Source organism: Rhizobiales bacterium NRL2, from assembly GCA_001664005.1.
Lineage (GTDB): Bacteria > Pseudomonadota > Alphaproteobacteria > Minwuiales > Minwuiaceae > Minwuia.
Window position 1 is genome coordinate 2147409 of the sequence record CP016093.1, and the last position, 14249, is coordinate 2161657.

The window sequence follows — 14249 nt, forward strand, 5'->3', positions numbered from 1 at the left end:
TCACGCCGTATTGCGTGAGAGGAGATCGGTTATCAGTTTGTTGAGGCTCAGGCCGCGCGCGGCCGCCTGATTGGCCAGTTTCCTGTGAAGCGCCGGGTCGACGCGAACCACGAAACGTCCGGAAACAGGCTTCTCCGGAGATTCGCCGCGCTGTTCGCAGAACTGGAGATAGTCGTCGACGCTGCCGCGGAAGGCTTCGTGCAATTCGTTGACGGTCGTGCCTTCGAAAGCGATCACATCACGCAGTCCCAGCACTTCACCATGGAACACGTCGTCGACGTCGTCGAACTCGACCTTCGCCTCATATCCCTTGTACTTCATCATGGTTCGATACCCGCCTCGCTGAAAAAGCGCCTGAGTGAACGGATGGCGCCGCGCCTTGTCGTGGGCTGGGGATGGGGGCGATGGAACACCGCCCGTATGCCGTTCAGATGGAACCGCACCCTCGAACCCCGTCCTTCGGTCACTTCACCTCCGCAAGCCCGGACCAGAGCTTCCACCGATGACCAGCGGATATCGGGTTTCGCCGGTTCCTCGAAAATGGCTGCCAGCGTCTTGCGGTTCGCACCGTTCATTCCTGCAATTTATCACTCTTGTAGGAATTTGGTATCAAAAAATGATATCACAAGACTACGGCTTCGCCTTGTCGCCGGCCGGCTTCTCCGTGGCGTCCAGGGCGTCGGCCAGACGCTGCGCTGCGGAGCCGGGCCGAAGCGGCTTCTGCTGGCTCTCGTGCGGCGCCCAGCCGGTCAGCCAGATGATCTCGAAGGTCGCCGGCACCCGGCCGTCCGCCAGCCCGAAACGGTCGGCGTAGATCTCCATCGCCCGGAGGAGGGTCGCCCGGCGCAGCGGTTTGCGGCGTCGTTCGCGAACAACGTTCTGCTCACCCATTCCGCGCAGGTCGGCGAGCAGCTTCAGCGGATGGCCGTAGGTCACGGTGATGGTGTCCATGTCCGCCACCGGCAGCGCCAGGCCGGCGCGCTGCAGCAGGCCGCCCGAATCACGAATGTCGGCGAAGGGGGAGACGCGGGGGCTGACGCCACCCTCGATTTCCGATTCCGCTTCCATCAGCGCATGGCGCAGCTCGTGCAGCGTGCCGCCGCCGAACAGCGCCGCGAGCAACAGCCCGTCGGGCTTCAGCGCGCCTCGGAGCTGGATCAGCGCGCCGGGCAGATCGTTGGTCCAATGCAGCGAGAGCGGGCTGAGGATCAGGTCGAAGCTTCCGGGCGCGAAAGGCAGCCATTCCTCGTCGGCGGCGACCGCTGGCCGCGGCCGGGCGAAGGCCGCGGCGAGGTCCATGGTCACGGCTTCGGCGATTTTCCTGTCCGGTCCCACCAGTCCTTCCGGCAAGCGGGCGCGGCCGCCGACGACCAGCGCCCGCCGGAAACTGCGCTGCACGTCGCCGAGCCGGTCGGCCATGCGTTCGGCGACATCGCGGAACAGGAAGTCGTGATCCGCGAACCCGGCCGCCGCGCGTGCGCGGTTCCGGGCATGCAGTCGCCGCTCGAAGATCTCGATCTCGGAAGCCATGCGGCGGATATGGCAGGTTCCGGCGGTCCTTGCCATACTCGGCGGGCGATGAAACTCCTCCGACCAGCCGCGCGCCTCGCGCTCGACGTCCTGCTGCCGCCGCAGTGCTTCGCCTGCGGGGCGGAGGTCGCCGATCCGGCCAGGCTCTGCGCCCGCTGCTTCGGCGAGAGCGACTTCATCACCGAGCCGATGTGCGCCTGCTGCGGCCTGCCCTTCGATTTCGAGACCGAGCCCGGCCGCATCTGCGCGCTCTGCGCGGCGCAGCCACCGATCTTCGACCGGGCCCGGTCGGCCGTGCGCTATGACGAGCCCCTCCGCCAGACGGTGCTCGGCTTCAAGCATGGTGACCGCACCGACATGGCCGCAGGGCTGGCGACGCTGCTCTGGCGGGCCGGAAGGCCCCTGCTGGCGGACGCGGATGGCGTCGTGCCCGTGCCGCTGCACCGCCGGCGGCTCTGGCGGCGACGCTATAACCAGGCGGCGTTGCTCTCCCGGGAACTGGCGAACCGTGCAGGCATCGGGTTCCTGCCCGATCTGCTGGAGCGCCGGCGTCCCACGCGCAGCCAGGGCGGACTCAGCGCCACCGCCCGGCGGCGGAACGTGCGTGGCGCCTTCCGGGTGACCGACGGTGCGGCCGCACGCATCCGCGACGCCCGGCTGGTGCTGGTCGACGACGTCTATACCACCGGGGCGACGGTGGAAGCCTGCGCCCGCGTGCTCAGGCGCGCCGGGGCGGCGTCGGTCGACGTGCTGACGGTGGCGCGCGTTGTCCGGGCCGGACAGACGCACTAGGTTAAACAGGTCTCAACAAGGACGGGAACGGCGAAGACCATGTCCAGGGTCGTGATGTATACGACGGGGCTCTGCCCCTACTGCTACCGCGCGAAGAAGCTGTTCGACGACAAGGGTGTCGCCTACGAGGAGATCGACATCATGTTCACGCCGGGCAAGCGCGACGAGATGATCAAGCGCTCGGGCCGGCGGACAGTGCCGCAGGTCTTCGTCGGCGATACCCATGTCGGCGGCTATGACGACCTTGCCGCGATGGAGGCGGCGGGCAGTCTTGATCCGTTGCTGAAGGAAGCGCCGGCGCCATGACTTCGGTCAGGGCCGCCTGCATTCAGCCGAACACGGGTACGGACTGGGAAGCCAATCTGGCCGCCAACCGGCCACGGATCGAGGATGCGGCGAAGGACGGCGCGATCTTCGTCCAGACGCCCGAGGTGACGAACTTCATCTTCCGCCGCCGACGCGACACCATGGAGGCAGCGTGTCTGGAGGAGGACGATCCCTCGCTCGCCGCCTATCGCGACCTCGCCGCAAAGCTGGGCATCTGGCTCAACATCGGTTCGCTGGCGCTGAAGACGGCGGGCGACGATCGGCTGGTCAACCGGTCCTTCCTGATTGCGCCCGACGGCGCCATCGCCAACCGCTACGAAAAGATTCACATGTTCGACGTGGATCTGCCGTCCGGCGAGTCGTTCAAGGAATCGAAGGCCTACAGGCCGGGCACATCGGTCAACGTGGTCGATCTGCCATTCGGCCGTCTCGGCATGACGATCTGCTACGACATGCGCTTTCCGCACCTATACCGCGATCTGGCCAAGGCCGGCGCCGATATCCTCACCATGCCCTCGGCCTTCACCGCGGAGACAGGCAAGGCGCACTGGCACGTGCTGCTGCGCGCCCGGGCGATCGAGAACGGCTGTTTCGTGATCGCGGCGGCGCAGACGGGCGAGCATGACGGCGGGCGGCAGACCTATGGCCACTCGCTGATCGTGGCGCCCTGGGGCGAGGTGCTGGCGGACGGCGGAGAAGAACCCGGCTGGGTCGCGGCCGATCTCGACATGGAGAAGATCGAGAAGGCGCGCCGGGCGGTGCCGTCGCTTTCCAATGACAGGCCCTATGATCTTGGCCGGGCGGCCGCGACGCAGGCGGCGGAGTAGCGGCTTGCCAAACGGCCCACGGACCGTAACATCCGGATTTGCCGGTCCCGCCCAAAAACGGGGCCGTTTTGCTGTTGCCGCAGAAGCCGTCGGGGAGGGCGTTCGAGAATGACCAAGTTCGGTGTCGCGCAGGCGGTCCGCCGCGTCGAGGATATCCGCTTCATCACGGGAACCGGCGAATATGCCGACGACATCCGGCTCGAGGGCCAGCTTTTCGCCGTCGTGGTCCGTTCGCCCTACGCCCATGCGAAGATCCTGTCGGTCGACGCCGACGATGCGAAGACACTGCCCGGCGTGGTCGACATCGTCACCGGGCAGGAACTGCAGGACGCCGGTGTCGGCGGTCTTCCGAGCCTCTGGCCGGTCAAGAACAAGGACGGCTCCAAGCGCGCCGAACCGCCGCACTTCGCCCTGGCGCACGACAAGGTCCGCCATGTGGGCGACGGCGTCGCCTTCGTCGTGGCGGAGAGCCTGGCGCAGGCGCGTGAGGCGGCCGAAGCGGTGATGGTCGACTACGAGCCGCTGGACGCCGTCGCCGACGCGCGCAAGGCGAAGGAACCGGACGCGCCGCTGCTGCATGACAGCGCGCCGGGCAATCTGGTCTTCGACTTCGAGAACGGCGACGAGGCCGGCACGAAGTCCGCATTCGACAAGGCCGCGAAAGTGGTCCGGATCGAACTGATCAATCAGCGCGTCGTCGCCAATTCCATGGAGGCGCGCACCTCGATCGCCGACTACGACGCCGAGGCCGACAAGATCACGCTCTACACCTCGACCCAGGGCGGCTGGGGCATCAAGCGCCAGCTCGCCGGCTGCCTGGGGCTCGAAGACAGCCAGGTCCGCGTGGTCACGCCGGACGTGGGCGGCGGTTTCGGCATGAAGCTGTTCTTCTATCCCGAACACATCCTGTCGGCCTATGCCGCGCGCAAGCTGAAGAAGCCTGTGCGCTGGATCTCCGACCGGCAGGAAGCGTTCCTGACCGACACCCAGGGCCGTGACCACTGGTCCTGGGCCGAGATGGCGATCGACGAGAATGCGAAATTCCTGGGGCTCAGGGTGCATACCACCGCCAATCTGGGCGCCTATCTTTCCACCATGTCGTGCCTGATCCCGACGGCGGCGCACGCCAAGGTGCTGGCCGGCGTCTACGACATCCCGGTGATGTACTTCGACGTCCACGGCGTCATGACCAATACCACGCCTGTCGACGCCTATCGCGGCGCGGGCCGGCCGGAGGCGATCTACCTGATCGAGCGGCTGGTCAACCGGGTCGCCATGGAGACCGGCCTGGATCAGGACGAGGTGCGCCGGCGCAATTTCATCCGGCCGGAACAGATGCCCTACAAGACCTCGACCGGCGAGACCTATGATTCGGGCGAGTTCGGGCGGCTGATGGAACGCGCGCTGGAGGAGGCCGACTGGCAGGGCTTTGCCGCCCGCAAGGCGGAGAGCGCGAAGGCCGGCCTGAAGCGCGGCCGCGGCCTCTGCTACTACATCGAGGCCACCGCCGGCATGCCCGAGGAATCGGCGGCCATCCGCTTCGATGAGGATGGCACGGTATCCGTCTTCGTGGGCACCCAGTCGAACGGCCAGGGCCACGAGACGGCCTTCACCCAGCTCATCTGCGACCGCCTGGGCATCGACGCGGAGAAGGTGAAGATCGTCATGGGCGACACCGACGCCATCCCCACGGGCGGCGGCACGGGCGGCTCCCGCTCGCTGGTCTCCACGGGCACGGCGATCCACGCCATGTCCGACGCGGTGATCGAGAAGGGCAAGGCGGCCGCGGCCCGGCATTTCGAGACCAGCGCCGTCGATATCGAGTTCGGCGACGGCAGCTTCTCGGTCGCCGGCACGGACCGCCGCATCGACATCCTCACCCTGGCCGATGAAGCCAGGAAGATGGCGCTGGCCGGCGAGATCGAGGCGCTCGATACGCGAGAGACCGCGAAATTCAATCCGGTGACCTATCCCAATGGCTGCCATGTCTGCGAAGTCGAGGTCGATCCGGACACCGGCGTCACCCGCATCGACCGCTGGACCGTGGTCGACGATTTCGGCAACGTCGTGAACCCGTTGTTCGTCGAAAGTCAGGTCCATGGCGGCATTGCCCAGGGCGTCGGCCAGGCGATGCTGGAACACGGCTATTTCGACGAGGACGGGCAGTTGCTGGCGGGGTCCTTCATGGACTACGCCATGCCCCGCGCCTACGACCTGCCCAACTTCGACTTCCACCGCGAGGAAGTGCCCTGTAAGTCGAACATGCTTGGCACCAAGGGCTGCGGCGAAGCGGGTTGCCTTGCCGGCCCGCCGGCGCTGATCAATGCCATCATCGACGCGCTGTCGGATCTCGGCGTGACCCAGATCGACATGCCGGCGACGCCGCAGGCGGTCTGGCGCGCCATCCAGGCCGCGAAATAGAGGGGGCGGCCTTGGCGGAGGGGGCGGATCCGGAACCGGCCGGCGACGATGAGAAGCCCCGGCCCGATCCACTCGGCCGCCGCCGGCTGGGCATGATGTTCTTTCTGGGCGTGGTGCTCTTTCTCGTCGCACACGGCGCGTTGCGCCGATGCGCCTGGTTCGAATCGGCTGGCGGCTAGGCCATGGAGGCCTTCGTGCCAGCGCTGGTCACGTTCTTCGTCGTGGTCGATCCGATCGGCATTGCGCCCATCTTCGCGACGCTGACCGAAGGCGCCTCGCGCCGCCACAAGACGATCATGGCGGTCAAGGCGACCGTCGTCGCCGCCTGCATCCTGTTCGGCTTCGCCTATGGCGGTGCGTTCCTGCTGGGGGCCATGGGGATCACACTGGAAGCCTTCCGCGCCGCCGGCGGCATCCTGCTGTTCCTGATCGCGCTGGAAATGGTGTTCGAGAAGCGCAGTGAGCGGCGCGAGAAGCGCACGCACGACATGGTGGAACACCGCGGGAGCGTCGAAGAGGATATCTCCGTCTTTCCCATGGCCATTCCGATGATGGCTGGGCCCGGCGCCATCGCGACGATCATGCTCTACATGAAGGAAGCAGGGGACGCCTTCGCCGACCAGATCGCGGTGCTGGGCGCGGCTTCGGCGGTGCTGCTGATCTGCCTGGCGATCTTTCTCGCGGTCGGGCCTGTCCTGCGGTTGCTGGGCGATACGGTCGCCCAGACCATCGGCCGCATCCTGGGCGTCATCCTGGCGGCGCTGGCGGTCCAGCTCGTGTTCGACGCTGTCGCCAACACCTTCGGCGTTGCGCCGATGTAGCTGCAGCCCGTGACGCGCGCCACAGCGGCGGCGCGTCCGATCGGGCTATGATCCGAGTTCAGTCGGCCGAACCTGGAGTGCGGAGGTCATGGAGCTGGGCATCGACGCCATTCTCGTCATCGCCGCGCTGGCCGGGGGCGGCCTGCTCTGCGGGGTCGCGGTCATGCGGCGGCGGGCGGCGCGGGAGCGGCGGCTGCAGCGCGAAATGCGCTCGCCGGAGCATCAGTTCCGCCAGATCATCGAGCATTTCAACAGGCTGGATCAGTCGCTCGCCGCCGACAGCGTGCCCGGCGGACGGGACAGACGGAGCTGACCGGAAGACGCCGCCCCCCCGTCAGCGGGCGTCGTGGAAGATCACGCCCAGCGTGCGGCGGTGGCCCGAGCGCAGCGTCGAGACGCCATGGCGCATGGTGACCCGGGAATAGCCGTTCTTCGAGGGCACGGGCCGCTGGTTGACCGCGAACAGCACGGCGTCGCCCTGCCTGAGCGAGATCACCTCCGCCCGGTTCTGCTTGCGCGCCTGGGTTTCCGTCAGCACGAACTCGCCGCCCTCGAATTCGGCCGGATCGGTGAGCAGCACCGCCATCTGAACGGGAAAATGCATCTCGCCATAGAGATCCTGGTGCAGGCGGTTGTAATCGCCGGGGCCGTAACTCAGCACCAGCGGTGTCGGCCGCGTCTGTCCCGCCGCGTGGCACTGTTCGACGTAGTCCGCATGCGCTGCCGGGAAGCGGGATTCCCAGCCGAGCCGTTCGGCCCAGAGATTGGCCAGCGGGGCGAGTTCGGGATAGACGCTTTCCCTGAGACGCTGGACAGGGACGGGCAGGGGATAGCGGAAGTACTTGTACTCGCCCTCGCCGAAGGAATGGCGGCGCATGACCACGCGGCTGCGATAGAGCCCGTCGTCGGCATAGCCGCCAGCGATCGCCGCGCAGGTCCGGGGGTCCAGCATTTCCGGGGCGACGGCGAAGCCGCGATCGTCGATCTGCCTGCGGATCGCTTCCCAGTCCCGGCTCATGCCGTCCGCCTCCGGGCGAAGCGCAGCAGCCGGCCGTCGACGCAGGCCAGGCCGGCGAAGATCAGGGCCAGCCCGCCGAGAGCGGTGGGCGCCAGGCTTTCGTCCAGGAAGACCACGCCCAGGAAGATGGCGCTGGGCGGGATCAGGAAGGTCGTCAAAAGCAGATTCGTCGCGCCCGCCGTCGCCAGGATGCGGAAATAGAGGATATAGGCGATGCCGGTGCCGGCGACGCCCAGCGCCACCCAGGCGGCGAGCGGCGCGAGGGAGGGCAGGGCCGCTGGCGCGCCCTCGGCGAGAAGCGCCACGGGCAACATGATCGCCGTCGACATGGTGAGCATGCCGGCCGCGGCGACCGGCGGCGCGAAACGGCTCAGCCGCCGCCCGAACGCGCCCGCGAACGCGTAGGAGACGGCGGCGCCCACGACCGCGAGTTGCCCCAGAAGGCCGTCGCTCAGCCCCGTCAGCGCCTCCGGCCCGATCAGCAGGGCCACGCCGGCGAGGCCGAAGATGACGCCCGCGGCCTTTCCCGGCGTCGCCCGTTCGTCGGCCAGAAGCAGATGCGCGACCAGGATGGCGAAGATCGGCGTGGTCGCGTTCAGGATCGAGGCCAGACCCGAGGTGATGTGCTGCTGGCCCCAGAAGATCAGGCAGAAGGGGATGGCGTTGTTCAGCAGGCCCATGAGCGCCAGATCGCGCCAGTCGTGCCAGCCCTGCGGCCGCCTGGCGCCAATCGCCAGCACCACGAGCCACAGCACCGCCGCGCCCATGGCGACGCGCCCCAGCACCAGTGTCAGGGGGCCGACCTCTCTCAGGGCGATCTCGACGAAGAAGAATGTCGAGCCCCAGATGAGCGACAGCCCGGCGAGCAGTCCCCATTCCGTCGCGCCCATCGATCTCACCGCCATTGCGTCCCCGCGTTCTTCGTGCCGTTGCGGCCCCTGACATAGCGCGGGCATCGGAACTTCGCCTCCCGGAATTTGCGCCGGTTGCCGGGGCCGTTGGTTGGCCTAGACTGCGCGACGGGGAGGACGCGACCATGGATTTCAACATACCCGACGACATCCGCGACTATCTGGCGGTGCTGGACGACTTCATCGAGAAGGAGATCAAGCCGCTGGAGGAGGAGAACATCCGGTTCTTCGACCACCGCCGCGAATACGAGCGGACGGACTGGGAAAACGGCGGCCGGCCGAAGGAGGAGTGGGAAGAGCTGCTGGCGGAGATGAAGCGCCGCGCCGACAGGGCCGGCCATCTGCGCTGGGCCCTGCCGAAGGACGTCGGCGGCTCCGGCGGCTCCAATCTCGGCATGGCGATCATCCGCGAGCACCTGGCTCACAAGGGGCTGGGGCTGCACAACGATCTGCAGAACGAAAGCTCGATCGTCGGCAACTTCCCCGTGGTCCACATCTTCCGGGCCGTCGGCACGCCCGAACAAAGGGAAGAGTTCATCGAGGACATGATCACGGGCCGCAAGCGCGTCGCCTTCGGCGTCACCGAGCCCAATCACGGCTCCGACGCGACCTTCATGGAGACGGAAGCGAAGCGCGACGGCGGCGACTGGGTGATCAACGGGACCAAGCGCTGGAACTCCGGCATGTCGAACGCGTCGCACGACGTCGTCTTCGCCCGGACCTCCGGCCAGCCCGGCGAGCCCATGGGCATCACCGCCTTCATCGTCCCCTGCGAGACGCCGGGCGTCGACGTCGCCTACATGCACTGGACCTTCAACATGCCCTCCGACCACGCGGAGGTGCACTTCCGCGACGTGCGCGTGCCCGACAGCGCGATCCTGCACGAGGAGGGGCGCGGCCTGGAGTGCATGCAGGCATTCTTCCACGAGAACCGTATCCGCCAGGCCGCCTCCAGCCTCGGCGCCGGGCAGTACTGCGTCGACGAGGCGGTGAAATGGGCCAACAAGCGCGTCACCTGGGGCCAGCCGCTGTCGCGCAACCAGGCCATCCAGTGGCCGCTGGCCGAACTCAACACCGAGGCGGAGATGCTGCGCGGGCTGGTCTACAAGTCGGCCTGGCATCTGGACCAGCAGGACCACATGGCGGTGACCCACTGGGTGGCCATGGCCAACTACCGCGCCAACCGCTTCGTCTGCGAGGCCGCCGACCGGGCGATGCAGGTGCATGGCGGCATGGGCTATACACGCTACAAGCCCTTCGAGCATATCTACCGCCACCATCGCCGCTACCGCATCACCGAAGGCACCGAGGAGATCCAGATCCGCAAGGTCGCCTCGGACCTGTTCAAGAAGTTCAGGGAGTAGATTCGGCTCCAGGTGTCATCCCCGTTCGAGCGTAGCGAGACGCGGGGATCGGGTGAGGCAAAACTCGGGCGTCCCTTGGCCCCGATGCCCGCGTCCCTTCGGGAGCGGGCATGACAGGAGCTCGAGTACCGCTACCCCGCTAGCCCGAGCTTTTCCGCCAGCCCGATGCGTTGCAGCTTGCCGGTGGCGCCCTTCGGGATTTCCTCCAGGATCAGCACCTTGCGCGGTACCTTGAAGTCCGCCAGACGCTTCGCGGCGAAGTCGCGGATGGCGCGTTCGTCCGCCTCCTGGCCCTCGCGGAGGACGACGGCGGCTGCAACCTCCTCGCCCAGCTTCGCGTGCGGCATGGCGAAGGTGACGGCCTGGGCCACCGCCGGGTGGTCCATCAGCACCTCGTCGACCTCGCGCGGCGAGATCTTCTCGCCGCCGCGGTTGATGATCTCCTTCAGCCGGCCGGTGATGGTCAGATAGCCTTCCGTGTCGAGCACGCCCTGGTCGCCGGTGCGGAACCAGCCATTGGTGAAGTTCTCGGCATTGGCCTTGGGGTTGTTTTCGTAGCCGGCAGTGACGTTCGGTCCCTTGATCACCACCTCGCCGGTCGCGCCGTGCCCCAGCAGATTGCCGTCCGGGTCCATGATGCCGACCTCCGGCCCGGCGGCGACGCCCACGGTGCCCGGCTTGCGCGCGGCGGGCGGCAGCGGGTTGGAGGCCATCTGGTGGGCCGCCTCGGTCATGCCGTAGCTTTCGATGACGGGGCAGCCGAAGGTCGCTTCCAGCTCCGCCATCACCTGCGGCGGCAGGGAGGAGGACGACGAGCGGATCAGCCGGAAGGGGTGCGCCTCGATGACCTCCGCATTGCGGCCGGCGCGGCCCAGGATCGCCTGGTGCATGGTCGGCACGGCGGTGTACCAGCTGGGCTTCGCCGTCTCGACCCAGTTGAAGAAGCGGAGCGCGTTGAAGCCTGGGCTGCACCAGACGCTGCCGCCCGCGGCGACCGAGGACAGCACCGCCGCGATCAGGCCGTGGATGTGGAACAGCGGCATGATGTTGAGGCAGCGGTCCTCGGCCTTCAGCGCGATGGCGTTGGCGATGTGGCGGGCGCTGGCGACGACGTTGCGCTGGCTGAGCGGCACGATCTTGGGCCGGGAGGTGGTGCCCGACGTGTGCAGCACGAGCGCCACGTCGTCCGGTCCCGCCGGCCCGGGATTCGCGGGCGTGCCTTCGATCCCGCCGGCCAGGTGGAACAGCCCGGCCGCTTCGTTGCGCCGCGGCGACAGGCGCAGGACCGGGATGTTCCGCTTCTCCGCCACGCCCAGCGCATCGCCGTCATAGTCGTCGGGCACGACCAGCGCTTTCGCGTTCAGGTCGGAGAGGTAGAAGTCGTACTCGTCCGCCCGGTAGGCTGGGTTGAGCGGCGCTGTGGTCGCGCCGCAGGCGATCGTGAGGAACGCCGTCGCCATCTCCGGCCCGTTCGGCAGCACGATCGCCACCCGGTCGCCGCGGCCGATGCCGAACCCGTTCAGGGTGGCCACGACCTCGTCGGCGAAGGCGCCGAGAGCCTCGTGGGTCATGTCGGGCCGGTTCTCGCCGCCGATGGCGGGGGCGGCGGCGTTGCCGGTCTCCAGCAGGGCGCGGACGGTGTCGGTCATGTCGGGCGGCCTCCCTCGGTGTTGCATGCAACACCTAGCCCAGAGGCGCGCCCCGGTCCATCCACCGCTGCAGCCTGTCGACATCCGCCCCGTGCAGCGCGAAGCGGCCGCGCCGCCAGGCGATGTCCTCCGCAGTGCGGGCGAATTCCTCCTCCAGCATCCACTTCGCCTCGCGGGCGCGCAGGCCGCCGCCGAAATCCTCGCCCAGGTCCGATTCGCGGTGAGTCCCGCCCAGAACGTCGGGCGTCAGCGGGCCGTGGCGGGCGACCAGTCCGCGGATGAAGGCGGCGTCGATATGGCTGTAGTTCGCCGCGACTTTGTTGGCGAAGACGCCGTAGTTCTCCTCGATCGTGCCGTCGATCAGCCCGGCCGTGCGGGGCGACGATCCGACCCCGTGCTCGGCGAAGACGTCGCCCAGCCGCGCGAGAAGACTGTCGTCCTGGCGCAGGTGCTGTATGCAGGAGAGTTCGGCCGGATCGTCGATGACGTTTGCGCAGATCACGTCGTCCTGCGTCAGCTCGAGGCCGAAATGTATCTCGAACGTGCCTCCCAGTTGTCCGAAGGCCGCCTGGACCGACGATTCGCCCACCTCGCGCTCCAGCAGCAGTGTCTCCTGGTCGAGCGGCAGGACGAGCATGGGCACATTGTCCTTACAGGAGAGGCTGTAGGCGAAATCCTCGCGGTAGCGGCGGCGGACGATCATCCTTACCCGTGGGTCGAAGGTTCCGCCCTTGTCCTGCTGATCGTCGGTCAGATTGTAGCTGGCGCTGATCGCGCCTTCCCGAGCCAGAACACCGCCACGGCTGGTGAAGTCGCGGGCGAGCGCCACGGTCAGACGCGGAGCGTCGACGAAATGGACGCGCTCCATCTTCACTCGCGGAATGGCCTGGCGCACTTCGTCGATGAGCGGACGGCCGGCCTGATGCGCCTGAAGATCGATGGTCTCGCCGAACTTGCCGGCCTCATGGCCATAGTAGAGGCCAAAGAACCGCTTCCTGACCGCCCCCAGCGTCACCAGCCGCACGGGCCGCACGAGATGTGGCGCCAAGCGGCGGATGTCGTCCAGGATTTCTGCGTCGGAGCGTTCGCCCTTCGCCGCCGGGCGGTCGGGATAGAGCAGGTCCCGGCACGACGGCAGACCTTGACCGGTGACGATGTCGCGGTCGGCGGCCCAGACGCCGCCCAGCCCCATCAGGGCGACGCGGCGCGCGATCCAGGCGGCGAAGACGCCGCGGAAGCCTATGGCGAAGAGGTGCTCCGCCAAGGGTCCGCGCCGTTCAGGCCCCGAGGACCGGGAACGAGCGGATGAAGTCCCGGACGCGCGGCTGGATCTCGGTGCGGAAGCGGTTGCCGTTGAATACGCCGTAATGGCCGACATCCGGCTGGACGTAGTCGAGTTGCTTGCGCTCGGGAATGTTGACGCAGAGGTCGTGGGCGGCCTGGGTCTGGCCGATGCCGGAAATGTCGTCGTTCTCGCCCTCGACCGTGAACAGGCCCGTTTTGGTGATCTTCGAGGGATCCACCTTGCGGCCCCGCCAGGTCATGTTGCCGTTGGGCAGGTCGAACTTCTGGAACACCGATTCGATCGTCTGCAGGTAGAACTCCGCGGTCATGTCGAGCACGGAGAGATACTCGTCGTAGAACTTGCGGTGTGCCGCAGTCGTGTCGCCGTCGCCCTTGATCAGGCCGTCGAACAGCCGCTTGTGGGCGTCGATGTGACGGTCGAGGTTCATGGTCATGAAGCCCGTGAGCTGCAGGAAGCCCGGGTAGACAGACCGCATGAAGCCCGGATGAGGCATCGGCACCGACATGACGACATGGTTCTTGAACCACTCCAGCGGCCGGGAGGTCGCCAGTTCGTTGGGCACCGTCGGGCTCTTCCGCGGATCGATCGGGCTGCCCATGATGGTCAGCGTCGCCGGTGTGCAGGGATCGCGGTCCTCCGACATCAGCGCCGTCGCAGCGAGCACCGCAGGCCCCGGCTGACAGACCGCCATCACATGGGTGTTCGGGCCCAGGACGTGCAGGAAATCCATCACGTAGTCGATGTAGTCCTCGAGGTCGAACTTGCCTTCGGAAACCGGCACCTGACGGGCGTCCCGCCAGTCGGTGATGAAGACCTCGTGCTCCGGCAGCATGGCCCGGACCGTGCCGCGCAGCAGCGTGGCGAAATGGCCCGACAGTGGCGCGACGATCAGCACCCTGGGCATGTCGGCCAGCTTGGCCGGGATCTCGGATCGGTCCTTCTTGAAGTATTTGAGCTGCCCGAAGGGCTTGCGCATCACGATCTGCTCGCTCACGCCGACCCGCGTCCCGTTGACCATGACCTCGTCGATCTCGAAGGCCGGTTTGCCGTAGCGGCGCGTGATGCTCTCGAAGACGTCCGCGGCGGCGGCGGCGGCGCGGCCCTGCACGGTGAAGGCCGCCGGATTCATCGGATTGCGGAGCGCGGCCTGCGTGAACTGGGCAGCCGTCCTGAACGGCGCGATCGCCGCGTGGTTCATTTCGTAGAGCTGATAGAGCACTTTGAGCCTGTTCCTTCCGTTCCGGATTCAGGATTCTGAATCCTGAGGAATTGCTATTGCACCG

General features: G+C 67.5%; 14 protein-coding genes. 7 read left to right on the forward strand and 7 right to left on the reverse strand.

Annotated elements, in window-relative coordinates; all coding sequences use genetic code 11:
• Complete coding sequence (locus TEF_09980; GenBank protein ID ANK83406.1) at positions 1–321, reverse strand: antitoxin HicB; 321 nt, start codon at positions 319–321, stop codon at positions 1–3.
• A 309-nt stretch (positions 322–630) separates the two neighbouring features.
• Positions 631–1530 carry an SAM-dependent methyltransferase gene (locus tag TEF_09985; protein ID ANK81085.1) on the reverse strand — a complete coding sequence of 300 codons (900 nt, stop codon included), beginning with the start codon at positions 1528–1530 and terminating at the stop codon, positions 631–633.
• A gap of 48 nt (positions 1531–1578) precedes the next feature.
• Between TEF_09985 and TEF_09990 the strand changes: the two genes are divergently transcribed.
• From TEF_09990 to TEF_10015, 6 genes are all read left to right on the forward strand, one after another.
• On the forward strand, positions 1579–2322 hold the full coding sequence (locus TEF_09990; GenBank protein ANK81086.1) for an amidophosphoribosyltransferase: 744 nt from the start codon (positions 1579–1581) through the stop codon (positions 2320–2322).
• A 39-nt stretch (positions 2323–2361) separates the two neighbouring features.
• Positions 2362–2628 (forward strand): glutaredoxin 3, encoded by a 267-nt coding sequence (locus TEF_09995; GenBank protein ANK81087.1) that lies wholly within the window; start codon positions 2362–2364, stop codon positions 2626–2628.
• Entirely contained in the window at positions 2625–3476 is an 852-nt protein-coding gene (locus TEF_10000) for an amidohydrolase (GenBank protein ANK81088.1), read from the forward strand. Before TEF_09995 ends, TEF_10000 begins: the two co-directional genes overlap by 4 nt.
• Positions 3477–3584: 108 nt before the next feature.
• A complete protein-coding gene (locus TEF_10005; GenBank protein ANK81089.1) occupies positions 3585–5897 on the forward strand; it encodes a carbon monoxide dehydrogenase in 2313 nt (770 codons plus the stop codon).
• 182 nt (positions 5898–6079) lie between these two features.
• The gene (locus tag TEF_10010; protein ANK81090.1) at positions 6080–6718 is read left to right on the forward strand and encodes a MarC family transcriptional regulator; all 639 of its coding nucleotides are present in this window, start codon (positions 6080–6082) and stop codon (positions 6716–6718) included.
• 88 nt (positions 6719–6806) lie between these two features.
• Positions 6807–7031, forward strand: a complete 225-nt coding sequence (locus TEF_10015) for a hypothetical protein (protein ID ANK81091.1) — start codon at positions 6807–6809, stop codon at positions 7029–7031.
• Between the two features lie 21 nt (positions 7032–7052).
• On the opposite strand, the gene TEF_10020 is transcribed toward TEF_10015, so the two are convergent.
• Both TEF_10020 and TEF_10025 read right to left on the reverse strand, forming a co-directional pair.
• Positions 7053–7736 (reverse strand): proline hydroxylase, encoded by a 684-nt coding sequence (locus TEF_10020; protein ID ANK81092.1) that lies wholly within the window; start codon positions 7734–7736, stop codon positions 7053–7055.
• Positions 7733–8641 carry an ABC transporter permease gene (locus TEF_10025; protein ID ANK81093.1) on the reverse strand — a complete coding sequence of 303 codons (909 nt, stop codon included), beginning with the start codon at positions 8639–8641 and terminating at the stop codon, positions 7733–7735. The genes TEF_10020 and TEF_10025 overlap by 4 nt, the downstream gene beginning before the upstream one ends.
• A 131-nt stretch (positions 8642–8772) precedes the next feature.
• Between TEF_10025 and TEF_10030 the strand changes: the two genes are divergently transcribed.
• On the forward strand, positions 8773–10011 hold the full coding sequence (locus tag TEF_10030) for an acyl-CoA dehydrogenase (protein ID ANK81094.1): 1239 nt from the start codon (positions 8773–8775) through the stop codon (positions 10009–10011).
• A gap of 131 nt (positions 10012–10142) precedes the next feature.
• On the opposite strand, the gene TEF_10035 is transcribed toward TEF_10030, so the two are convergent.
• The 3 genes from TEF_10035 to TEF_10045 are packed head-to-tail and all read right to left on the reverse strand — an operon-like array spanning position 10143 to position 14185.
• On the reverse strand, positions 10143–11660 hold the full coding sequence (locus tag TEF_10035; GenBank protein ANK81095.1) for an AMP-dependent synthetase: 1518 nt from the start codon (positions 11658–11660) through the stop codon (positions 10143–10145).
• Between the two features lie 34 nt (positions 11661–11694).
• Positions 11695–12924: a hypothetical protein gene (locus tag TEF_10040; protein ID ANK81096.1), complete on the reverse strand. Its 1230-nt coding sequence runs from the start codon at positions 12922–12924 to the stop codon at positions 11695–11697.
• Between the two features lie 13 nt (positions 12925–12937).
• Positions 12938–14185 carry an esterase gene (locus tag TEF_10045; protein ANK81097.1) on the reverse strand — a complete coding sequence of 416 codons (1248 nt, stop codon included), beginning with the start codon at positions 14183–14185 and terminating at the stop codon, positions 12938–12940.
• Positions 14186–14249 lie beyond the last annotated feature (64 nt).